Origin of the sequence: Streptomyces sp. SID5469, from assembly GCF_009862865.1 — a bacterium.
Classification (GTDB): Bacteria; Actinomycetota; Actinomycetes; order Streptomycetales; family Streptomycetaceae; genus Streptomyces; species Streptomyces avermitilis.
In genome coordinates, this window is the sequence record NZ_WWIN01000001.1 from 7475639 (window position 1) to 7498172 (window position 22534).

At 71.2% G+C, this 22534-nt stretch carries 17 protein-coding genes; 9 read left to right on the forward strand and 8 right to left on the reverse strand.

The window, feature by feature from the left end; genetic code table 11:
* The 4 genes from GTY58_RS32370 to GTY58_RS32385 all read right to left on the reverse strand — a co-directional run bounded on the left by GTY58_RS32370 (window position 1) and on the right by GTY58_RS32385 (window position 6004).
* Complete coding sequence (locus GTY58_RS32370; protein ID WP_010987624.1) at window positions 1-933, reverse strand: branched-chain amino acid ABC transporter permease; 933 nt, start codon at window positions 931-933, stop codon at window positions 1-3.
* Between the two features lie 111 nt (window positions 934-1044).
* Window positions 1045-2268 carry a branched-chain amino acid ABC transporter substrate-binding protein gene (locus GTY58_RS32375; protein ID WP_037646936.1) on the reverse strand — a complete coding sequence of 408 codons (1224 nt, stop codon included), beginning with the start codon at window positions 2266-2268 and terminating at the stop codon, window positions 1045-1047.
* 925 nt (window positions 2269-3193) lie between these two features.
* Window positions 3194-3655 (reverse strand): hotdog fold thioesterase, encoded by a 462-nt coding sequence (locus GTY58_RS32380; RefSeq protein WP_010987626.1) that lies wholly within the window; start codon window positions 3653-3655, stop codon window positions 3194-3196.
* Between the two features lie 66 nt (window positions 3656-3721).
* A complete protein-coding gene (locus tag GTY58_RS32385; RefSeq protein ID WP_010987627.1) occupies window positions 3722-6004 on the reverse strand; it encodes an FdhF/YdeP family oxidoreductase in 2283 nt (760 codons plus the stop codon).
* A gap of 155 nt (window positions 6005-6159) precedes the next feature.
* On the opposite strand from GTY58_RS32385, the gene polA reads away from it, so the two are divergent.
* Window positions 6160-8883 carry a DNA polymerase I gene (gene polA / locus GTY58_RS32390; protein ID WP_010987628.1) on the forward strand — a complete coding sequence of 908 codons (2724 nt, stop codon included), beginning with the start codon at window positions 6160-6162 and terminating at the stop codon, window positions 8881-8883.
* A gap of 267 nt (window positions 8884-9150) precedes the next feature.
* Here polA and GTY58_RS32395 read toward each other — a convergent pair whose 3' ends face one another.
* The gene (locus GTY58_RS32395) at window positions 9151-10119 is read right to left on the reverse strand and encodes a DUF4184 family protein (RefSeq protein ID WP_078234558.1); all 969 of its coding nucleotides are present in this window, start codon (window positions 10117-10119) and stop codon (window positions 9151-9153) included.
* A 324-nt stretch (window positions 10120-10443) separates the two neighbouring features.
* Here GTY58_RS32395 and GTY58_RS32400 point away from each other — a divergent pair, with 324 nt between their 5' ends.
* The 3 genes from GTY58_RS32400 to GTY58_RS32410 all read left to right on the forward strand — a co-directional run bounded on the left by GTY58_RS32400 (window position 10444) and on the right by GTY58_RS32410 (window position 13447).
* Window positions 10444-12153, forward strand: a complete 1710-nt coding sequence (locus GTY58_RS32400) for a lytic transglycosylase domain-containing protein (RefSeq protein WP_010987630.1) — start codon at window positions 10444-10446, stop codon at window positions 12151-12153.
* Window positions 12154-12298: 145 nt separating this feature from the next.
* Complete coding sequence (locus GTY58_RS32405) at window positions 12299-12433, forward strand: SPW_0924 family protein (protein WP_107083247.1); 135 nt, start codon at window positions 12299-12301, stop codon at window positions 12431-12433.
* A gap of 21 nt (window positions 12434-12454) precedes the next feature.
* Window positions 12455-13447, forward strand: coding sequence for a DUF3068 domain-containing protein (locus GTY58_RS32410; RefSeq protein ID WP_010987631.1), 993 nt, complete (start codon window positions 12455-12457; stop codon window positions 13445-13447).
* Here the strand turns inward: GTY58_RS32410 and GTY58_RS32415 are convergent.
* Both GTY58_RS32415 and GTY58_RS32420 read right to left on the reverse strand, forming a co-directional pair.
* Window positions 13437-16070 (reverse strand): ATP-dependent helicase C-terminal domain-containing protein, encoded by a 2634-nt coding sequence (locus GTY58_RS32415; RefSeq protein WP_010987632.1) that lies wholly within the window; start codon window positions 16068-16070, stop codon window positions 13437-13439. The two genes, GTY58_RS32410 and GTY58_RS32415, sit on opposite strands and share 11 nt — an antisense overlap.
* A gap of 4 nt (window positions 16071-16074) precedes the next feature.
* Window positions 16075-16944: a class I SAM-dependent methyltransferase gene (locus GTY58_RS32420; RefSeq protein WP_010987633.1), complete on the reverse strand. Its 870-nt coding sequence runs from the start codon at window positions 16942-16944 to the stop codon at window positions 16075-16077.
* A gap of 316 nt (window positions 16945-17260) precedes the next feature.
* Here GTY58_RS32420 and rpsA point away from each other — a divergent pair, with 316 nt between their 5' ends.
* The 4 genes from rpsA to GTY58_RS32440 all read left to right on the forward strand — a co-directional run bounded on the left by rpsA (window position 17261) and on the right by GTY58_RS32440 (window position 21133).
* Window positions 17261-18766 carry a 30S ribosomal protein S1 gene (rpsA, locus tag GTY58_RS32425; RefSeq protein ID WP_010987634.1) on the forward strand — a complete coding sequence of 502 codons (1506 nt, stop codon included), beginning with the start codon at window positions 17261-17263 and terminating at the stop codon, window positions 18764-18766.
* A gap of 324 nt (window positions 18767-19090) precedes the next feature.
* Complete coding sequence (locus tag GTY58_RS32430) at window positions 19091-20029, forward strand: PAC2 family protein (RefSeq protein ID WP_010987635.1); 939 nt, start codon at window positions 19091-19093, stop codon at window positions 20027-20029.
* Window positions 20030-20084: 55 nt separating this feature from the next.
* Complete coding sequence (coaE, locus tag GTY58_RS32435) at window positions 20085-20702, forward strand: dephospho-CoA kinase (RefSeq protein ID WP_037646939.1); 618 nt, start codon at window positions 20085-20087, stop codon at window positions 20700-20702.
* Window positions 20703-20752: 50 nt separating this feature from the next.
* Window positions 20753-21133 carry a tetratricopeptide repeat protein gene (locus tag GTY58_RS32440; protein WP_010987637.1) on the forward strand — a complete coding sequence of 127 codons (381 nt, stop codon included), beginning with the start codon at window positions 20753-20755 and terminating at the stop codon, window positions 21131-21133.
* A 45-nt stretch (window positions 21134-21178) separates the two neighbouring features.
* On the opposite strand, the gene GTY58_RS32445 is transcribed toward GTY58_RS32440, so the two are convergent.
* Complete coding sequence (locus GTY58_RS32445) at window positions 21179-21445, reverse strand: DUF6343 family protein (protein WP_037646803.1); 267 nt, start codon at window positions 21443-21445, stop codon at window positions 21179-21181.
* 86 nt (window positions 21446-21531) lie between these two features.
* Here GTY58_RS32445 and GTY58_RS32450 point away from each other — a divergent pair, with 86 nt between their 5' ends.
* Window positions 21532-22518 (forward strand): acyltransferase domain-containing protein, encoded by a 987-nt coding sequence (locus GTY58_RS32450; RefSeq protein ID WP_037646804.1) that lies wholly within the window; start codon window positions 21532-21534, stop codon window positions 22516-22518.
* Window positions 22519-22534 lie beyond the last annotated feature (16 nt).

Here is a 22534-nt window from a genome sequence, read left to right on the forward strand (position 1 = left end):
TCACGCCCTGTCCGCGACGCGTTCGCCGAGGAGGCCTTGTGGCCGCAGCAGCAGTACGAGGATGAGGAGGACGAAGGCCCAGACGGGGGCCCAGCTGCCGCCGCCGAGCTGCTGCATGCCGGGGATGCCGTCGATGTAGGCGGTGGCGAGGGTTTCGGCGACGCCGAGGACGACTCCGCCGAGCATGGCGCCGTAGATGTTGCCGATGCCGCCGAGGACGGCCGCGGTGAAGGCCTTGAGGCCCATCTGGAAGCCCATGTCGTACTTGATCTGGCCGTAGCGCAGGCCGTAGGCGACGGCGGCGACCGCGGCGAAGAGTCCGCCGATGGCGAAGGCGATGACGATGATGCGGTTGGTGTCGATGCCCATGAGCTGGGCGGTGTCCGGGTCCTGGGCGGTGGCCTGCATGGCGCGGCCGGTGCGGGAGAGGCGGACGAAGAAGCCGAGAGCGGCCATACAGATGGGGGCGGCGATGATGATGAAGAGCTGGCCGCTCTGGATGTGGACGGAGCCGATGTTGAAGGACTCGGTGCCCAGCTGGGGGAAGGTCCTGTCGGTCTTGGCGTCCGGGTAGAAGTTGAAGACCACCTGCTGGAGGCCGAGGGAGAGGCCGATGGCGGTGATGAGGGGGGCGAGGCGTGGTGCGCCGCGCAGGGGCCGGTAGGCGAAGCGTTCCGCCCCGACGGCGATGAGTACGGCGATGAGGCCGCCTCCGATGAGCATCGCCGGGAGGGCTATCCACATGGATGTGCCGTCTGGCAGGACGTAGAAGTAGACCGTGAGTGCGCCGAAGCCTCCGGTCATGAAGATCTCGCCGTGGGCGAAGTTGATGAGCTGGACGATGCCGTACACCATCGTGTAACCGATGGCGATCAGCCCGTACATCGAGCCGAGGAACAGCCCGTTGGCCAGCTGCTGCGGCAGGGTGTGCACCGCGCGGCCTCCATGTGGGTGTGGAAGGTGAGCAGACTGAGTGGAGCGGGCCGCGCGGCTGGCGTGTGGTGGGTGCCGCGCGGCCCGGGTGGTGCTGTGGTGCCGGGTGGGTCAGCCGGCGTTGTAGGTGCCGCTCTTGACGGCCTTCCACTTGCCCTTGACGACCTGGTAGACGGTGAGCTGCTTGTTGGTGGTGTCGCCGTACTCGTCGAAGGCGACGGGGCCGGCGATGCCGTCGAACTTGGTCTTCTGGACCTCGTCGACGATCTTGGTGCGGGCGTCGGAGGGGACCTTGCCGTCCTTCACGACGTTGCCGATGGCCTTGATGATGGCGGTGGCGGCGTCGTAGGAGTAGCCACCGTAGGTGCCGTAGTCGCCGGGGTACTTCTTCGCCTTGTAGGTGGCGATGAACTCCTTGGCGGCGGGCAGGGTGGTGACGGGGACGCCGACGGAGGTGACGAGGTCGCCTTCGGAGGGCTTGCCGGCGGTCTCGATGTAGGTGTCGGAGAACATGCCGTCGCCGCCGAACAGCGGGATGTCGACGCCGCCGTCCTTGAGCTGCTTGGTGATCTTCTCGGACTCGTCGTACTGGCCGCCGTAGTAGAACAGGTCGGCGCCGGAGTTCTTGACCTTGGTGACGAGCGAGGAGAAGTCGGTGTCGCCGACGCTGATGTGGTCCTCGGCGGTGACCTTGCCGCCCGCCTTTTTGAAGTTCTGCTTGAAGAGCTTGGCGAGGCCGGCGCCGTAGGTCTGCTTGTCGTCGACGATGAAGACCTTGCGCTTCTTCAGGGTGTTGTAGGCGTAGTCGGCCGCGAAGCCGCCCTGGAGGGCGTCGGTGGTGGCGGTGCGGAAGTACGTCTTGTAAGGACGTTCCTTCTTGCTCTGCCAGTTCTTGCCCTGGGTCAGCTCGGGGGCGGTGTTCGACGGGGAGATCTGGACGAGGCCGGCCGTGTCGAAGACCTGCTGCATCTGGGTGGCGACACCGGAGTTCAGCGGGCCGACGACGCCGAGGACGTCCTTGTTGGCGACGAGGGCGGTGGCGTTCTGCTGGCCGCTGGCCGGGACGGCCTTGTCGTCGAGGGCCTTGACCTTGAACGTGACGCCGGGCACGAGGTTCTTCTTGTTGGCGTCGTCGACGGCGATCTGGACGCCGTACTGGATGCCGAGGCCGGTGGCGGAGTTCTGGCCGGTGAGGGGCGCGTCGACGCCGATGACCACGGTCGTCTTGCTGCCGCTGTCGCTGCCCTTGTCGTCGTCGCGCGATCCGCAAGCGGTGAGCGTGAGTGCTCCGGTGGTGAGCACGGTGGTGAGTATCAGCAAGGAACGGTGTCGCACGATCAATCCTCTCCCTGGCGCGACCCTCCTGCTGGAGGGCCGTGTGTCTCGCCGGGCCGTACTGGGGTGTTGCTGGGCCGTGCTGCAGACGCGCCCGGCGGCGCGGTGACTGGCCGTGACTATAAGCGCAGGTGGCGGCGTCGGGGAGGAGATGGGGACAGGCTGTGACGCTCTTGTTATGCCGTGGGTTGGGCTCGGGGGTGGGGGGCGGTCGGTCGGGGGCCTGGCGCGGTGCTCCCCGTGACCGCATGGTGAGAACGCCCTGTTCCGCTCAGGGGCTCCAAGTGATCTTGCGAGGGCTGGGGCGGGGCTGGGCGGGGCGTCTGAGGGAGCGTTGGCAAGGCGGCGCGACGGCCATTCCTTGTATTGCATGCAGGTTACACAGTGTTACTTCCCTGTGGGGGGCACGCGGTGTGCGGCAGCCGGGAGAGGGTGCGTGGGCGGTTGCCGCCGACGAGGAAGCTGTACGGCTGCTGTGCTTGTGGGGTGCGCAGGATCAGGTCCAGGCGGGGGATGTTGACGCCGTGGGGCAGGGCCCGGCAGTCGGGTACGGAGATGCGCGCGGCGAGGCGCCGGGGCCGGCCGGCCTTGACTGTCAGTGGCGGGGAGGGTGTCGTGCGGGTGGCGAGAGCTGGTAGGTCGGCGCGGCGGGGCGGGGGCGGCGGCCGTCGCCAGGGCGGCGGGGAGCGCCTGGAGGGCCCGGCGGTGGTGGACGGGCGGTGTGGCCCAACGGTCCGGCAGGCGGGGGGAGTTCGCCCCCGACGGCGTCGTCGGGGGCGGGGTGAGGGGCGTCGGGGCGGGTGGGAAGTCCGGTTCGACGGGCCCGAGGCCGGTCATGCTTCGTGCTGGGCCAAAGGCTCCGGTTCCGCCGGTACCCGGTCCGTCCCGTCCTTCCCCGCCCGTCCCGCCGCCCCCCGAACGGCCGCTATTTCGCGGGGAGTTCGCGCAGCAGGCAGGTCAGGCGGGCGGTGCACACGCGCTTGCCCTCCTCGTCGCTGATCACGATCTCGTACGTCGCCGTGGAGCGCCCCCGGTGCACGGGTGTGGCCACTCCGGTGACCAGCCCGGACCGTACGCCCCGGTGGTGCGTGCAGTTCAGGTCGACGCCCACGGCGAGCTTGGAGCTGCCGCCGTGGAGCATGGAGCCGACGGAGCCGAGGGTCTCGGCGAGGACGGCGGAGGCGCCGCCGTGCAGCAGCCCGTACGGCTGGGTGTTGCCCTCGACGGGCATGGTGCCGACGACCCGCTCCGCGGAGGCCTCGAGGATCCGGACGCCCATGCGTGTGCCGAGGTGTCCGGCGGAGAAGAGGGCGGGCAGGTCGACGCCGAGTGCCGCGTACTCGTCGATGACCTCTTGCGGGAACGTCGGGGTGTGCTGCTCGCCCATGGGGCCCGGCTCCGTTCGTCGTGTCGCTGTGGACCGATCTTGCTCACTGCCTGGCTGAGCAAACGCTCAGTCGGTTGTCGATTGTTCCAGACGGACGACGACGGACTTGCTGGCCGGGGTGTTGCTGGTGTCGGCGGTGGCGTCGAGCGGTACGAGGACGTTGGTCTCGGGGTAGTAGGCGGCGGCGCAGCCCCGGGCGGTGGGGTAGTGCACGACGCGGAAGCCGGGGGCGCGGCGCTCCACGCCGTCCTGCCACTCGCTGACCAGGTCGACGTACGAGCCGTCCGCGGCGCCCAGCGCCTTGGCGTCCTCGGGGTTGACGAGGACGACCCGGCGGCCGTTCTTGATGCCTCGGTAGCGGTCGTCGAGGCCGTAGATCGTGGTGTTGTACTGGTCGTGCGAGCGCAGGGTCTGGAGCAGCAGCCGGCCTTCGGGGAGCGCCGGGTACTCGACCGGTGCCGCCGTGAAGTTGGCCTTGCCGGTGGCTGTCGGGAAGCGGCGCTCGTCGCGGGGCGCGTGGGGGAGCGCGAAGCCGCCGGCGGAACCGGTCACGCGCGCGTTGAAGTCGTCGAAGCCGGGGATCACGCGCGCGATGCGGTCGCGGATCGTCGCGTAGTCATTCTCGAACTCCTCCCAGGGGGTGCGGGATTTGTCGCCGAGCACGCGGCGGGCGAGCCGGCACACGATGGCCGTCTCGGACAGCAGGTGCCCGCTCGCGGGCTCCAGACGGCCGTGTGAGGCGTGCACCATGCCCATGGAGTCCTCGACGGTCACGAACTGCTCGCCACCGGCCTGGAGGTCGCGTTCCGTACGGCCCAGGGTCGGCAGGATCAGGGCGCGCGCGCCCGTGACAGCGTGCGAGCGGTTGAGCTTGGTCGACACATGCACCGTGAGGCGGGCGCGGCGCATGGCCGCCTCGGTCACCTCGGTGTCGGGCGAGGCGGACACGAAGTTGCCGCCCATCGCGAAGAAGACCTTCGCCTCGCCGTCGCGCAGGGCGCGGATGGCCCGTACGACGTCGTAGCCGTGCTCGCGTGGCGGGGCGAAGCCGAACTCCTTCTCCAGGGCGTCCAGGAAGGCCGGGGCGGGCCGTTCGAAGATGCCCATCGTGCGGTCGCCCTGCACGTTGGAGTGGCCGCGCACGGGGCACACGCCCGCGCCCGGGCGGCCGATGTTGCCGCGCAGCAGCAGGAAGTTGACGACTTCGCGGATCGTCGGCACCGCGTGCTTGTGCTGGGTCAGGCCCATCGCCCAGCACACGATGGTGCGCTCGGAGGCGAGCACCATGCGGAGGGCTTCCTCGATCTGCTGCTGGGTGAGGCCCGTCGCGGCGAGCGTCCCGGCCCAGTCGGCGGTGCGGGCGGCCTCGGCGAACTCCTCGTATCCGTGGGTGTGTTCGTCGATGAACGCCTGGTCGGTGGCGCCGTTCGTCTCGAGGATCAGTTTGTTGAGGAGGCGGAAGAGGGCCTGGTCGCCGCCGAGGCGGATCTGCAGGAACAGGTCGGTGAGGGCGGCGCCCTTGAACATGCCCTGGGGGGTCTGCGGGTTCTTGAAGCGCCCCATGCCCGCCTCGGGCAGTGGATTGACCGTGATGATCTTCGCGCCGCCCGCCTTGGCCTTCTCCAGGGCGGAGAGCATCCGGGGGTGGTTCGTGCCGGGGTTCTGTCCGGCGACGATGATCAGGTCCGCCTTGTAGAGGTCCTCCAGCAGGACGCTGCCCTTGCCGATGCCGATCGTCTCGGTCAGCGCCGAACCCGACGACTCGTGGCACATGTTGGAACAGTCGGGCAGGTTGTTCGTGCCGAGTTCGCGGGCGAACAGCTGGTACAGGAACGCGGCCTCGTTGCTCGTGCGGCCGGAGGTGTAGAAGAGGGCCTCGTCGGGGGAGCCGAGTGCGGCGAGCTCCTCGGCGACGATGTCGAAGGCCCGCTCCCAGGGCACCGCCTCGTAGTGGTCGGCGCCCTCCGCCAGATACATGGGGTGGGTCAGGCGGCCCTGCTGGCCCAGCCAGTAGCCGCTGCGGGTGGCGAGGTCGGCCACGCTGTGGGCGGCGAAGAAGTCCGGGGTGACCCGGCGCAGGGTGGCCTCCTCGGCGACGGCCTTCGCGCCGTTCTCACAGAACTCCGCCGTGTGCCGGTGCTCCGGCTCGGGCCAGGCGCAGCCGGGGCAGTCGAAGCCGTCCTTCTGGTTGACGCGCAGCAGTGTCAGCGCGGTGCGGCGCACCCCCATCTGCTGCTGGGCGATGCGCAGGGTGTGCTTGATGGCCGGCAGCCCCGCTGCCGCCTGCTTCGGCTCGCTGACCTGCGGCGCGTCCTGAACCGGATCGCCCTTGGGCGGCTTCGTGGCCATCGAGCTGCTCTCCTTCGCGTCCACGTGTGAGGTACGTCTCCGATCCTCGCACGGGGCGGTGACAGCGCCGGGGCCCGGGCCTGGAGGGCGCTCGGGCGACCGGGGCCCGGTCCGAACGGCTCTCACTGTCAGTGGGGCGTGGCAGGATCGGGGGCGTGGCAGAAACAGCATCGAAGAAGACCGAGAAGACCTCCGGCGGCGCGCGTCCGCGGCTGATGCTCATGGACGGGCACTCGCTGGCGTACCGCGCGTTCTTCGCGCTGCCCGCGGAGAACTTCACGACCGCGACCGGCCAGCCGACGAACGCGATCTACGGCTTCGCGTCGATGCTGGCGAACACGCTGCGCGACGAGGCGCCCACGCACTTCGCGGTGGCGTTCGACGTCTCGCGCAAGACGTGGCGCTCCGAGGAGTTCACGGAGTACAAGGCGAACCGCTCCAAGACCCCGGACGAGTTCAAGGGGCAGGTCGAGCTGATCGGTGAGCTGCTCGACGCGATGCACGCGCAGCGGTTCGCGGTCGACGGCTTCGAGGCGGACGACATCATCGCCACGCTCGCCACGCAGGCCGAGGCCGAGGGCTTCGAGGTCCTCATCGTCACCGGTGACCGGGACTCCTTCCAGCTGGTCAGCGATCACACGACGGTGCTGTATCCGACGAAGGGCGTCTCGGAGCTGACCCGGTTCACCCCGGAGAAGGTCTTCGAGAAGTACGGGTTGACGCCCGCGCAGTACCCGGACTTCGCGGCGCTGCGCGGCGACCCGTCCGACAACCTGCCGGGCATCCCGGGCGTCGGCGAGAAGACCGCGGCCAAGTGGATCAACCAGTTCGGTTCGTTCGCGGAGCTGGTCGAGCGCGTCGACGAGGTCAAGGGCAAGGTCGGCCAGAACCTCCGCGACCACCTGGAGTCGGTGAAGCTGAACCGCCGGCTCACGGAGATGGTGCGGGACGTCGAGCTGCCGAAGTCGGTCGCCGCCCTGGAGCGCGCTCCGTACGACCGCACGGCCGTCGCGATGGTCCTGGACACCCTGGAGATCCGCAACCCGTCCCTGCGCGAGCGGCTGCTGGCCGTCGACCCGGGCGGGGAGGAGGCCGAGGAGGCGCCGGTCGCCGCGGGCGTCGCGGTGGACGGCGCGGTGCTGGGCGCGGGCGAGCTGAAGCCGTGGCTCGCCGAGCACGGCACGACGGTCCTGGGGCTGGCCACGGTCGACTCCTGGGCGCTCGGCGCGGGTGCGGTGGCCGAGGTCGCGCTCGCCGCGGCCGACGGGGCGGCCGCCTGGTTCGACCCGTCCCAGCTGGACGAGGCCGACGAGAACGCGTTCGCGACGTGGCTCGCCGACCCCGCGAAGCCCAAGGTGCTGCACAACGCCAAGGGTGTGATGCGGGTCTTCGCCGAGCACGGCTGGACCGTCGAGGGCGTGTCCATGGACACCGCGCTCGCCGCCTACCTGGTCAAGCCGGGCCGCCGCTCCTTCGCGCTGGACGCGCTGTCCCTGGAGTACCTCGGCCGTGAGCTGGAGCCCGCCGCGACGGCCGACGGGCAGCTGGCCTTCGGCGCGGACGAGGGGGCCGAGGCCGACGCGCTGATGGTGCAGGCGCGCGCGATCCTCGACCTGGGCGAGGCGTTCGGCGAGCGGTTGAAGGAGGTCGGCTCGGCCGACCTGCTCCGCGACATGGAGCTGCCGACGTCCGCCCTGCTGGCCCGGCTGGAGCGGCACGGCATCGCGGCGGACAAGGCCCACCTGGAGGCCATGGAGCAGATGTTCGCGGGCGCCGTGCAGCAGGCGGTGAAGGAGGCGCACGCGGCCGCGGGACACGAGTTCAACCTGGGCTCGCCCAAGCAGCTCCAGGAAGTCCTCTTCGGTGAACTGGGCCTGCCCAAGACGAAGAAGACGAAGACGGGCTACACGACGGACGCGGACGCGCTGGCGTGGCTGGCCGCCCAGACGGACAACGAACTGCCGGTGATCATGCTCCGTCACCGTGAGCAGGCGAAGCTGCGGGTGACGGTCGAGGGCCTGATCAAGACGATCGCGGCGGACGGCCGCATCCACACCACGTTCAACCAGACGGTGGCGGCGACCGGTCGGCTGTCGTCGACCGACCCGAACCTTCAGAACATCCCGGTGCGCACCGACGAGGGCCGCGCGATCCGCCGCGGCTTCGTGGTCGGCGAGGGCTTCGAGTCGCTGATGACCGCGGACTACAGCCAGATCGAGCTGCGTGTGATGGCCCACCTGTCCGAGGACGAGGGCCTGATCGAGGCGTTCACCTCCGGAGAGGACCTGCACACGACGGTCGCCTCCCAGGTGTTCGGGGTGGAGCGCTCAGCGGTGGACGCGGAGATGCGCCGCAAGATCAAGGCGATGTCGTACGGCCTCGCGTACGGCCTGTCGGCCTTCGGTCTCTCGCAGCAGCTGAACATCGATGCGGGCGAGGCGCGGGCGCTGATGGACACGTACTTCGAGCGCTTCGGAGGAGTACGCGACTATCTGCGCCGCGCGGTCGACGAGGCGCGGGCGACGGGCTACACGGAGACGCTGTTCGGCCGCCGCCGCTACCTCCCGGACCTGAACAGCGACAACCGCCAGCGCCGCGAGACGGCGGAGCGCATGGCGTTGAACGCGCCGATCCAGGGCACCGCGGCGGACATCGTCAAGATCGCCATGCTGAACGTGGACCGCGCGCTCCAGGAGGCGAACCTCAAGTCCCGCATGCTCCTCCAGGTCCACGACGAAATCGTCCTGGAGATCGCGCCGGGCGAGCGGGCGAAGACGGAGGAACTGGTCCGCCGGGAGATGGCGTCCGCCGTGCAGCTGAGGGCTCCGCTGGATGTCTCGGTGGGCGACGGCGGGGACTGGGAGTCGGCGGCGCACTAGCGGACCGGGGCGGGGTGCGCCGGGGGTGATCCGGACGGGTGTCGTCGTCCCGGTAGGTGAGCCGCCCGGGCCGCCGAGGTGTGGCCGAGGCGGCCCTGGGCCCGGCCGACGGACGTCGCCCGGTCCCAGGGCCGGCTTGTGCAGGACCCTGCGGGCGACGGTCTTTTTTCCGGGCAGTGGCCGGCAGGGCTGGACCGGTGCGCAGGCCACCTCGGGGCGGCCCGTCCCCCAGCCGCCCGCCGACGTCGGTCAGCCCGCCGGTGACGGTCAGGAGGCGGCCGGGCGGCTCGGCTCCTTGCCGGCCCCGTTCCCGGTACGCGCACCGGCACCGGCCTCGTCCCCGACGCCGGCCTCCGTCCCGGCGCCCGCTCCACCGGCCGCGGCCGGACGGCGCACCCTGATCCCCACCGCGTACAGCAGCGTCCCGAGGACCAGCCCGGCGCCCGCCCCGAAGCACAGGGTCGGGATGAGTTCCCACGGCTTCGCCGTCGCGCCCCAGTACTCCCACCACCGCGACGCCCGCTGCATCGCCGCCACCACGGCACACCCGCCGATCACCGCACCCGCGACCCACCGGTCCGAACCGGACAGCACCGGCACCCCCGCCGGCCCGCCAAAACCCGAACCCGAACCCGATCCCGAAGGTGAAGGTGAAGGTGAAGGTGAAGGCGTGGGCAACGGCACCCGCCGCAGCGCGACCACCACGAACACCGCGATCACGACCGCCGCCACCGCCGAACTGCCGTACTGGAGGAACCAGTACAGCGGAAAGCCCCCGGCCTCCTGCCCCAGCACCGGAAACAGCCGAATCCCCCACCGGTCGTGATGCGTGAACGCGTCCCACACGACATGGGTCAGCGCGCCCAGCGCCGCGGACACGTACCACCACAGCACCGCCGAGGCCCGCATCCGCGCCCGCGGCACCCCGCAGCGCAGCAGCGCCGCCACCCGCCCCTGCCGGGCCCGCGGCAGCAGCGCGACCAGCGGTTCGCGCAGCACCAGCCAGGCACCGGCCAACGCCCAGGCGACGAGCACGTCGAAGGTGAGGACACCGGTGAACGAGTGCGTGAAATCGCCGAATTCCATCGCTCCGGACAGCACACTCGCCGCGTAGTAGGTCATATCGGGAGCGAACGAGCCGGCGACGAGGACCGTGGGCACCAGTCGCCCGCGTCCGGTCCCGTCCCCGCGCACGCCGGGCAGCACGGCCGCCGCATGACTGAGAGTGAACGGCAAGTCGGCCCTCCGTGGCTGTCGTCGGCCGGACACAACCGTCCGGCGATCACAGTCGTCCAGTATGAGGGGCGCATGAAAATCGTGCGGCGAGCCACCCGGCTCCCGCATCCGACCAGCGCCGCAGTCGGCCGGCCACCGGCAATCGGGCACCAACGGGTGCCCGGGCGACACAAGTTGTCGTAGGGTCACCTGGGTCACCGTGCCGGGGAGCACGGTCGAACGCCGGTGACACCAGCGACACGGGCACGCAGCACCAGCACGTAACACCGGCATGTAACACCAGAGCGAACACGCAGGTGGTCGTCCACGGGAGGGGCTTACTCAATGGCGGCGCATTTCGGCAGCAGGCTGCGCAGGGGGGCGACAACCACCGCCGTGGCGGCGGCCGCGGTCGCGGCCCTGGCCGCGTCCCAGGCTCCTGGAGTGACCACCGACGACCAGGGCAGACAGACCACCGGCTCCGAGGCCACACCCGACGGGAACGGCGACGGCTCCGCCACGGGCAACGGCCGCTACTACACCGACCTCCCGCCGCTCGACAGCCCCACCGCCTCGCCCAGCCCGGGCACCGGCTCCACGACCCCCGCCGGCACCGCGGAGGCGGGCATACCCGCCACCGTCCTCGACGCCTACAAGAAGGCCGAGACGGCACTGCGCTCGTCCAAGCCGGGCTGCAACCTGCCGTGGCAGCTCCTCGCCGCCATCGGCAAGGTCGAGTCCGGGCAGGCCCGCGGCGGCCGCGTCGACGCGAACGGTACGACGTACTCGAAGATCCTGGGCCCCAAGCTCGACGGCAACGGCTTCGCCCTGATCGCCGACACCGACAACGGCGCGTACGACGGCGACAGCGCGTACGACCGCGCGGTCGGCCCCATGCAGTTCATCCCCTCCACCTGGGAGTGGGCGGGCCGCGACGGCAACGGCGACGGCGCGAAGAACCCCAACAACATCTACGACGCGGCCCTCGCCGCCGGTCACTACCTCTGCCGCTTCGACCGTGACCTCTCCGTCCAGTCCGAGCTGAACAAGGCCATCCTCGGCTACAACAACTCGCAGGAGTACCTGAACACCGTCCTGTCGTGGCTGGAGTACTACCGCAAGGGCACGCACGAGGTGCCGGACGGCACGGGCACGCTGCCCTCGCACAGCAACGACGACGGCCAGGGAGCGAGCCCCGCGCCCAGTCCGTCGCCGCCGAAGACGCCGAAGCCGCCGAAGACGACGAAGCCGACGAAGCCGGGCACGCCCGGCGACGGCGGTTCCACGAGCCCCAGCCCGTCGCCGCCGCCGCCCAGCACCCCCAAGCCGCCGAGCCCCACGCCTCCCACCCCCACCGACACGGTGGACCACCTGGAGGACGCGGGCACCGCCAAGCTCACCGCGACGGCGGGCGACACGTTCGACCAGAAGGTCGCCGTGCGCACCGAGACCAAGGCCGGCAAGGCCGTCGCGAAGGTGCGGGTGCGATTCACCATCGTCGGCGACACGGACGCCACGTTCACCGGCGGCGAGACCGTGGCCACGATCGTCACCAACAGCGCCGGCAAGGCCACCGCGCCCGCGCTGGTGGCAGGACAGAAGACCGGCGACTTCACGGTCCGCGCCACCGTCGTGGGCCGCTCCGTCGCGGGCCTCGACTACACGGCGACCGTCACCGAACCCCAGGCCGACGCCCTCGCCCGCACCAGCGCCACCGAGCTGACCTGTGTGCCCGGCGGCGAGTTCGCGGACCAGGTCGAGGTGAAGGCCACGTACAAGAACGCCGTCGCGGACGGTGTCGCCGCCACCGCGACGATCGTCAAGTCGGCCGACGACGCGACCGAGAACGACAAGGGCCCGTCCTTCAAGGACGCGGACGGCAAGACCGTACGCACCCTCAAGGACCTCAAGACGGACGCGAACGGCCTGCTGAAGCTTCCGAAGCTGTACGCGGACGACACCGTCGGCACGTTCCTGCTCCGCATCGACACCACGGGCGGCGCGACCCTCACGGTCGAGCTGAAGGTGGCCGCGGCCACCACCACGACGCCCTAGCCCGCGTAACCCCCAAGCGCGCCCCTCCGCTTCCCGCGGAGGGGCGCCCTTGTTGTGTGTGCAACGTGTTCTCATCTCACCCCGCCGTTGCTACGGTGCCGGACCTGACGACGCATCAGCTCCAGGATTCCCGGGGAGGCCCCGTATGCGTGCCCTCATCGCCGCCGCGATCGGTCTCGCCCTGGCGCTCGGGCTGATGTTGGTCGTCACGGTCATGGGCCCACCACCCGGCGAGACGTCGCCGAAGCCCTTGCTCACCACCGTCCCCAAGCACCCGTAACCAGCCGGGAGGGCCGCCCAGATGCGCCGCAAGGCCAGCCTGATCCTGCTCGCCCTGGCCGTGTTCTGCACGGCTCTGTCCCCGCTGGTGCGCTGGTACGCCTTCCCGCGCCTGGCCAAGATCCCCGCGAACCAGTACCAGGACATGGTCCTGGAGGCGAAGAACGCCACCCTCCTCGACTACGGCACCATGAAGGCGAAGACGGTCCCCAAGGTCACCGTCGTGCAGACCCTCAGGGGCAACGTGGAGGCCTCACAGAAGATCGAGAAGACCGCCGGCAAGGACGTGGTCGTCTGGGACGGCCTCTCCTACGTCCAGGGACCGGACGGCAAAATGGTCTCCCGGATCCCCGAGCGCTACATCTTCGACGCACACACCCAGGAACCCGTCCACGCCACCGGCGAGATGGTCGACGGCGACCCGGTCACCCGCGCGGGCCTCGAGTTCAAGTGGCCGTTCCTCACGGAGAGGCGGGACTACGAGTACTTCGACGCCCAGGCGCGCACCACGGCCCCCATCCACTACAAGGGCACGCAGGACTTCCGCGGTGTGCGGGTCTACTACTTCGAGCAGACCGTCCCCTGGACCAAGGTCCCCTTCCCCAAGGCCATGCCCGTCAAGGGCGTCACCCCCCGGTCGCTCGCGAAGACGGGCACGACGCGCTGGTACACCACGGTCCGGAAGTTCTGGGTCGAACCGGTGACCGGAGCACCGGTCTACGGCGAGGAGATCCACAAGGAGGAGCTGCGCGGCGGCACGCTCCTCGGCGGCCGCGACAAGGTCACGGCCTTCGCCGGCCACGTCAAGATGCGCGAGGACTACATCAGGTCGACGGTCGCCCTGGTCAAGTCCAACCGCACCGTGGTCCTGCTGATGACCTCGTACCTGCCATGGGGCCTCCTGCTGCTGGGCCTGCTCCTGCTGACCCTGTCCCTGTGGCTGGAGGCCCGCGGCCGCCGGCCGGCGGACCCGGCCCCCACCGAGGCCTCGGCGCCGGAACCGGTCAGCGCCTGAGCCGCGCGTTCGTGTACCGGGTCGGCTCGGCCGTGGCCGGGTCCTCGGGCCACGGGTGCTTGGGGTAGCGGCCGCGCAGCTCGGCCCGTACCGCCTTGTAGCCGTCCCGCCAGAACGAGGCGAGGTCGGCCGTGACGGCGGCCGGCCGGCCGGCGGGCGACAGCAGATGGACGAGCACCGGTACTCCGGCGACCCTCGGGGACTCGTGGCGGCCGAACATCTCCTGGAGCTTCACGGCGAGCACGGGCTGCTCCGGGTTGCCGTAGTCGATCCGGATCCTGGACCCGCTGGGCACCTCGATCCGCTCGGGAGCGAGTTCGTCGAGCCGGGCCGCGTCCCCGGTCGCCCACGGCAGCAGCCGGGCCAGTGCCTGCCCGGCGTCGATCCGCGCCAGATCGGCCCGCCGCCGGGCACGGCTCAGCTCCGGCTCCAGCCACTCGTCCACGCGCGCGTGGAGCGCGTCGTCGGACACGTCGGGCCAGGGGGCGCCGACGTGCAGGTGCAGAAAGGCGAGCCGCCGCCGCAGCACCTCGGCGTCAGCGGACCACCGCACCAGGCCGAGCCCTTCCTCCCGCAGCCCTTCGAGGAGCGCGTCCCGTACGAGACCGGGGTCGGCGTCACGCAGCGGCCGCACCGCCAACTCCACGGCCCCCAGTCGCTCGACCCGCCGCGCGACGACATCCCCGTCGGCCCAGTGGACCTCGGCGCCCGCGGAACGCAGGGGCGCCGCGGCCCGCCGCGCCGTGTCCTCGTCGACCACGGCGGCGAGCCGCACGCGCGCGTGCCCCGCGCCGACGGGACGGTCGGCGACCGCCACGGCGAGCCAGGGGGCGCCGCGCAGCGCGGAGCCGTCGCCGATGTCGGCGCGGGTCCCGCTGACCATGAGGCAGGAGCCGCCCTGTGCCCGCGCGAGCCGCTCCGGGAAGGCGAGGGCGGCCACGAGCCCGGCGATCCGATCGTCCCCCGAGCCCGCTCGCCCGGCCGCCCCGGATCCGGTGGGCTCGGACCCGGTGGGGCCGGGCGCCGAGCCCTGCCCACCCGTCCCGGCCGGAGCCCCGGCGTCCCGCTCTCGCGGAGCGGAGTCACGGTCACGGGCGGGCGGGCGCGCACGATCTGTCGCCCCGGCCCGCAGCCGCCGCGCCTCCGCACGCCAGCGCCCCGCGTACGCGTCGCCCCCACGCCGGGCAGCCCGCCAGGCCGCCGCCAGGTCGTCGCCGTACTCCCGCGGCGGCTCCTCGCTCAGCAGCGCGACCACCTCCGCGGCCCGGTCCGCGCCGACCTCCGGCGCCGCGTCCAGCAGAGCCCGCGCCAGTCGCGGGTGCAGGCCGAGCCGGGACATGCGCACCCCTCGCTCCGTGGCCCGCCCCGCGGAATCCACCGCACCGATCGCGGCGAGAACGGACCGCGCCGCCGCCATCGCCCCGCCCGGCGGCGCGTCCAGCAGGGCGAGCCCGGACGCCTCCGGATCGCCCCAGCACGCCGCCTGCAACGCGAACGCCGTCAGGTCGGCCACCTTGATCTCGGGGGAGGGGAAGCGCGGCAGACGGGCGTCCTCCGCCTCCGCCCAGCAGCGGTACACCGTCCCCGGCGCCTCGCGCCCGGCCCGGCCCGCCCGCTGCCGCCCCGCCGCCTGCGAGGCCCGTACCGTCGTCAGGGCGCTCAGCCCGCGCGCGTGATCCACACGTGGCTCCCGCGCCAGTCCGCAGTCCACGACGACCCGCACACCCGGCACCGTCAGCGAGGACTCGGCCACGGACGTCGCGAGGACCACCCGGCGCCCCGCACCGGGAGACAGCACCGCGTCCTGTACCGCCGCCGGCGCCCGCCCGTGCACCTGGAGCACCTCGACCCCGTCCAGGTCCCCCAGCTGCCCCGCCACGCGCGCGATCTCCCCGACCCCGGGAAGGAAGCAGAGGACATCCCCCTCGCGTTCCGCGAGCGCCCGCCGCACCACCGATGCCACATGCGTCAGCAGTACGGGGTCCACCCGCATCCCGTGCGGCGGCCGGACGGGCCGCACCGGAGGCGTCCACACGACCTCCACCGGGTACGACACACCCGCCGCCTCGACCACCGGCGCCCCGCCGAGCAGCCGGGCCCACCCCGCGGCGTCGGTCGTCGCCGAGGCCGCCACCAGCCGCAGCTCGGGCCGCAGCGCCTCCCGCACGTCCAGGAGGAAGGCCGCCGCCGTGTCCGCGTCCAGATGACGCTCGTGGCACTCGTCGAGCACCACCACGTCGACGCCCGCCAACTCCTGATCCCGCTGAAGTCGTTGCAGCAGCACACCGGTCGTGACGACCTCCACGCGCGTGTGGCGCCCCACCACGCGCTCCCCGCGCACGGTGTAGCCGACGCTGTCGCCGGCCTTCTCGCCGAGCAGCCACGCCATCCGGCGCGCCGCGGCCCGGGCGGCGATGCGCCGCGGCTCCGCGACGACGACACGGCGTACCGGCCCCTTCGCGGCCCCCTCCCCGAGCAGACCGGCCAGGGCCAGCGGCACGAGCGTGGTCTTGCCCGTCCCGGGCGGCGCCACGAGGACCGCGGCGCCTCCCGCGTCCAGGGCGTCGTTCAGGCCGGGCAGCGCGCTGCGTACCGGCAGGTCCAGGGCGTCGTAGCGGATCACCCGCTCAGTCTCGTACGCACACGAAGATCGCCGTGCCCGGGATCAGGTTCCCGCGCAGCGGGGACCAGCCGCCCCACTCCTGGGTGTTCCAGGCGGGCCACTCCGGCTCGACCACATCGAGCAGCCGGAAGCCGCCCGCCACCACGTCGCGCACCCGGTCGCCGATCGTCCGGTGGTGCTCGACGTAGACCGCCCCGCCCTCCTCGTCCTGCTCCACGTACGGCGTGCGGTCGAAGTAGGAGGCGGAGACCGACAGGCCCTCGGGCCCGGGCTCGTCGGGGAAGGCCCAGCGGATCGGGTGCGTCACGGAGAAGACGAAGCGGCCGCCCGGGCGCAGCACCCGGTGGACCTCGCGCAGGACGCGCACCGGGTCGGCGACGAAGGGCAGCGCGCCGTACGCCGAGCAGGCGAGGTCGAAGGAAGCGTCCGCGAACGGCAGGGCGCCCGCGTCGGCCTCCACCAGAGGCACGTCCCCGCCGATGCGCAGCGCGTGCTGGAGCTGGCGGTGGGAGAGGTCCAGGGCCACCGGGCGCGCGCCCTGGCCGGCCAGCCAGCGCGAGCACTGGGCCGCGCCGGCGCCGATCTCCAGGACGTCCTTGCCCTTGAGGTCCTCCGCCGGGCCGAGCAGCTCGGCCTCCACTTCGTCGAGCCCCTCGGGGCACCACACGAACCGGTCGTCGCCGAGGAACGTGCCGTGCTCGACCTGGTAGTCGTCCGCGTTCCGGTCCCACCAGCCACGGTTGGCGCGGGAACTCTCCGTGGCGCCGGCGTCACGTCGGGTGGCTTCGGGTTCGAACGTATCGGGCTCTTGGATGATCGGCTCCCTCGTATTAGTCTGCGGGCACTTCCGTCGAACCCGTTCCGGTGGTGTCACGGAAGGGGTCCTGCGGCCCTGTGTGGCCTCGGAAGACAGTTCTTGTGCCGGGTATGCGGTGTTCTGCCCCGGGTGTGCGGCTTCGCGCATTGACCCTGCCCGGCTGCCCCCGTATGCTACAAGTTGCGCTGCGGGCCTGCGCTCCTCAGACGTAGCAGGCTGCGCTCGCATCTGTATGTATGTCCCCTCGGTTGTCGAGGCGCTCACCGGAACACTGGTGGCGCTTCCTTGGCTGTCCGGCCTTCTGCAGAGCGAAACGGGCTCCCGGCGTAAGCAGTACCTACGACTCACTGTCCGTACCGGAGCCCTTTCCCACATGACGAGCAGCACCGAGACCACCTCTACCACTCCGCAGGTAGCGGTCAACGATATCGGTAACGAGGAAGCCTTCCTCGCCGCGATCGACGAGACGATCAAGTACTTCAACGACGGCGACATCGTCGACGGCGTCATCGTGAAGGTCGACCGGGACGAGGTCCTGCTCGACATCGGTTACAAGACCGAAGGTGTCATCCCGAGCCGCGAGCTCTCGATCAAGCACGACGTCGACCCGAACGAGGTCGTCAAGGTCGGCGACGAGATCGAAGCCCTTGTTCTCCAGAAGGAGGACAAGGAAGGCCGCCTGATCCTCTCGAAGAAGCGCGCCCAGTACGAGCGCGCCTGGGGCACCATCGAGAAGATCAAGGAAGAGGACGGCATCGTCACCGGCACCGTCATCGAGGTGGTCAAGGGTGGTCTCATCCTCGACATCGGCCTCCGTGGCTTCCTGCCGGCTTCCCTCGTCGAGATGCGCCGCGTCCGCGACCTCCAGCCCTACGTGGGCAAGGAGCTCGAGGCGAAGATCATCGAGCTGGACAAGAACCGCAACAACGTGGTCCTGTCCCGCCGCGCCTGGCTCGAGCAGACCCAGTCCGAGGTTCGCCAGACGTTCCTCACGACCCTCCAGAAGGGTCAGGTCCGCTCCGGCGTCGTCTCCTCGATCGTCAACTTCGGTGCCTTCGTGGACCTGGGTGGCGTCGACGGTCTGGTCCACGTCTCCGAGCTTTCCTGGAAGCACATCGACCACCCGTCCGAGGTTGTCGAGGTCGGCCAGGAAGTCACCGTCGAGGTCCTCGACGTCGACATGGACCGCGAGCGTGTCTCCCTGTCGCTGAAGGCGACGCAGGAAGACCCGTGGCAGCAGTTCGCCCGCACGCACCAGATCGGTCAGGTCGTGCCCGGCAAGGTCACGAAGCTGGTTCCGTTCGGTGCGTTCGTCCGCGTGGACGAGGGCATCGAGGGTCTGGTCCACATCTCCGAGCTGGCCGAGCGCCACGTGGAGATCCCGGAGCAGGTCGTCCAGGTCAACGACGAGATCTTCGTCAAGGTCATCGACATCGACCTCGAGCGCCGTCGCATCAGCCTCTCGCTGAAGCAGGCCAACGAGGCCTTCGGTGGCGACCCGGCTTCGGTCGAGTTCGACCCGACCCTGTACGGCATGGCCGCGTCGTACGACGACCAGGGCAACTACATCTACCCCGAGGGCTTCGACCCCGAGACCAACGACTGGCTCGAGGGCTTCGAGTCCCAGCGTGAGGTGTGGGAGACCCAGTACGCCGAGGCGCAGCAGCGCTTCGAGCAGCACCAGGCGCAGGTCATCAAGTCCCGCGAGGCCGACGCTCAGGCCGAGGCCGAGGGTGCTGCCGCTCCCGCCGCCGGCGGTTCCGGCGCGGGTGTCTCGGGTGGTTCGTACTCCTCGGAGTCGGACGACAACTCCGGCGCCCTGGCGTCGGACGAGGCCCTGGCTGCCCTCCGCGAGAAGCTCGCCGGCGGCCAGAGCTGATCACAGCTCACCGCTAGGCAGTAGTTCGTGACTGCGGGCCCGCACCCATCTGGGTGCGGGCCCGCAGTGCGTTTTCCGAGGCCCGGGCAGCCCGGCGCGAACAGCCCTTCCGTGCCCTCGGAGCAGGCGACTTCACGCTCACCGGACACGGCGCCGCCAAGGGCCCGCCCGCGTTCCGCAGTGGATGGCCACCCTCGACCACTTCCGTGAACTCGGCGTTCCCGTCGAGGTGTTCACCAAAGAGGCGCCGGTGCGGGGCGGGAGCGGGAATGCCCGCGCCCCGGACGGCGTTGTGGCCTAGGAACACGAGGAGGAGCGGTCACTGTGCTTGATCCGCAGGGTTTGTACGCCTGGGAGCCGAAGGGCCTGGCAGTCGTCGACATGGCGCTGGCCCAGGAGTCGGCCGGTCTTGTCATGCTCTACCACTTCGACGGATACATCGACGCGGGCGAGACCGGCGACCAGATCGTCGACCGGCTTCTCGACTCGCTGCCCCACCAGGTCGTGGCCCGTTTCGACCACGACCGGCTGGTGGACTACCGTGCCCGGCGTCCGCTGCTCACCTTCAAGCGTGACCGCTGGACCGAATACGAGGAGCCCACGCTCGACGTACGGCTGGTCCAGGACACCACCGGTGCCCCCTTCCTGCTGCTGTCCGGTCCCGAGCCGGATGTCGAGTGGGAGCGCTTCGCGGCGGCCGTCCAGCAGATCGTGGAGCGGCTCGGCGTCCGCCTGTCCGTGAACTTCCACGGCATTCCGATGGGCGTCCCGCACACCCGCCCCGTCGGCCTCACCCCGCACGGCAACCGCAACGACCTGGTGCCCGGCCACCGCAGCCCCTTCGAGGAGGCGCAGGTCCCCGGCAGCGCCGAGTCCCTCGTCGAGTACCGCCTCATGGAGGCCGGACACGACGTCCTGGGAGTCGCCGCGCACGTGCCGCACTACATCGCCCGTTCTCCGTATCCGGACGCCGCGCTGACCGTCCTGGAGGCCATCACGGCCGCTACGGGACTGGTCCTGCCGGGCCTCGCGCACTCCCTGCGCACGGAGGCGCACCGCACGCAGACGGAGATCGACCGGCAGATCCAGGAGGGCGACGAGGAACTGGTCGCCCTCGTGCAGGGTCTCGAGCACCAGTACGACGCGGCGGCGGGCGCCGAGACCCGGGGGAACATGCTGGCCGAGCCCGTCGAGATCCCGTCCGCGGACGAGATCGGGCAGGAGTTCGAGCGGTTCCTGGCGGAGCGGGAAGGCGAGGGCTGAGCGAGCCTCGGGCCTGCCGAGGGGCCTGTCAGTGGCAAGCCCTAGGCTGGTGGGCATGCTGAAGGTGGGCCTGACCGGCGGTATCGGCGCCGGCAAGAGCGAGGTGTCGCGGCTGCTCGTCGAGCACGGAGCCGTGCTGATCGACGCGGACCGCATCGCGCGTGAGGTCGTCGCGCCCGGAACTCCCGGGCTCGCCGCGGTCGTCGAGGCCTTCGGGACGGACGTACTCGCGCCGGACGGCAGTCTGGACCGCCCGAAGCTGGGCTCCATCGTCTTCGCCGACCCGGACAAGCTCGCCGTGCTGAACGCGATCGTGCACCCCTTGGTGGGCGCCCGCTCCCGCGAACTGGAAACGGCCGCCGCCGCGGATGCCGTAGTGATCCACGACGTCCCGCTCCTCGCCGAGAACGGCCTCGCGCCGCTGTACGACCTCGTGGTCGTCGTCGACGCGAGCCCCGAGACCCAGCTCGACCGGCTCGTCCGGCTGCGCGGCATGACCGAGCAGGACGCACGCGCGCGCATGGCCGCCCAGGCGACGCGCGAGAAGCGCCTGGCCATCGCCGACATCGTCATGGACAACGACGTACCCCTGGAGGAGCTGGAGCGGCGCGTGGGGGACGTATGGGCAGATCTCGTGCACAGGGCGCACCAGCCAGGGGAGTCACAGGAATAGCGGTCGCCGCCGGGGGCGTTGAACCGGTGCAGTGAGGGAAGGACTCAGCCGTGCCCGAGACCAGCGGTTGGACCGGACGTACTCCGGAGACGCATGTCATCGACTTCCGCGCCGCCGAGCAGTTGCTCGCCGCGCGCGACCCGCGGGGCGCGGTGAAGCTGCTCGATCCGGTGATAGCCGCGCACCCCGAGAACACGGCCGCACGGCTGCTGCGCGCGCGTGCCTTCTTCGCCGCCGCGCAACTGCGTCCCGCCGAGCTCGAGTTCACCATCGTGCTGGAGCGCGAGCCGGACAACGCGTTCGCGCACTTCGCGCTCGCCCGCACCTATGAGCGCCAGCTGCGGCCGGATCAGGCCAAGAGGCACTTCCGCCTCGCGGCGGCGCTCGACCCGAACCCGCAGTACTTGAAGGCGGCACGCTTCGACTCGTAGGCGGCCGGGGTTCCTGGGGACTGGGGCTGTCCGGCGGGTCAGGGCCTAGGGGTGGCGGTGTTCCGGCGGTCGGTACGGTGGGACGTCGCGGCCCGGCTGCCAGTGCGGCCCCTGGTGGATGTGCCGCAGGATCATGGTCATGTCCGCGGTGACGATCAGCCACAGGACACCGCAGGCGGCCGCCCATCCGGGCCTCCCGGCGAGGGCGAACGCGGCCGTTCCGGCGATCGCCCAGATCAGGCCCCACACGCTCAGCCAGAAGCGCAGCCGCAGGGCACTGCGCGCTGTCGTCGGTTCACTGCCTGTACGCATCGGGACCACCGCTCCTCCTACGAAAAGTACTCTTCGTGGTGCACGTTCACCATGGGACGGTGGACGGATCCACGGGGGAGGCGACGATGCTGCTGGATGCGCTGCGGGCGGACGCGAGGCTCGCCGAGTGGCTGCGGGACCTGGAGAGCGAGGGCGATCCGCGGGTGGAGGTCGCGCTGCCCGGCGCGGACGAACTCCCGGACGTACTGCTGGACCTGTCCGTGCCGCACGAGGACATCAACGAGTTCGTCGCGCTGCGCGCCCGGCTGGCGGACGACGCGGAGGCGATGACCCTCCTCGCCCGGTGTGTCGCCCGCTTCGTACGGGACATGGGGGAGATCGGGAAGGGCTGGGAGCCGCCGCCGTTCCCGACGTCGACGGGGGACCTCGGACGCTGCTTCCCTCTGTACGTCTTCGTCGGCGCGCTGCCGCACGTACGCGCGTACCACCACCGGCGCGGGGTCCCGGCCGAGGTGTCCCGGCGCACGCTCGCCGATCTGGGGCGGCATGTGGCGGTGCACCGTCGGCGGCTCGGCACGGGCGGGCTGCTGTTCCCGTGGTGGATCGCGCTCCCCTTCCACGGGGAGTTGTTCCAGCTGGGCCGGCTGCAGTTCCAGCGCGCGCGGCTGGGGCAGCGCACGGGGCGGGCCGTCGCGGGGGCCGGCCTGGGCCTGGGGCCGGGCGACCCCTGTCTGAGCCTGCACATACCCGACTTCCGCGGACCGCTGTCGCCGTCCGCCTGTGAGCGGTCGCTGGCGCTGGCACGGGAGTTCTTCGCCCGCCACTATCCCGACGAGCGGTACGAGGTGGCCGTGTGCCACTCCTGGCTCCTCGACCCGCAGCTGAAGCGGTACCTGTCGGCGGAGTCCAACATCGTCCGCTTCCAGGAGCGCTTCGAGATCGCGTACGCGCAGACGGCGCCGGAGGACGGGGTGCCGGTCGGGTTCGTCTTCGGCGATCCGGAGCTGCCGGTGGCGGACCTGCCGCGGCGGAACAGCGTGGAGCGGGCGATCGGGGACCACTTGCGGGCGGGCGGCCACTGGTACGGCGGGCATGGGTGGGCTCCGCTGTAGCTGTCACCCTATCGAG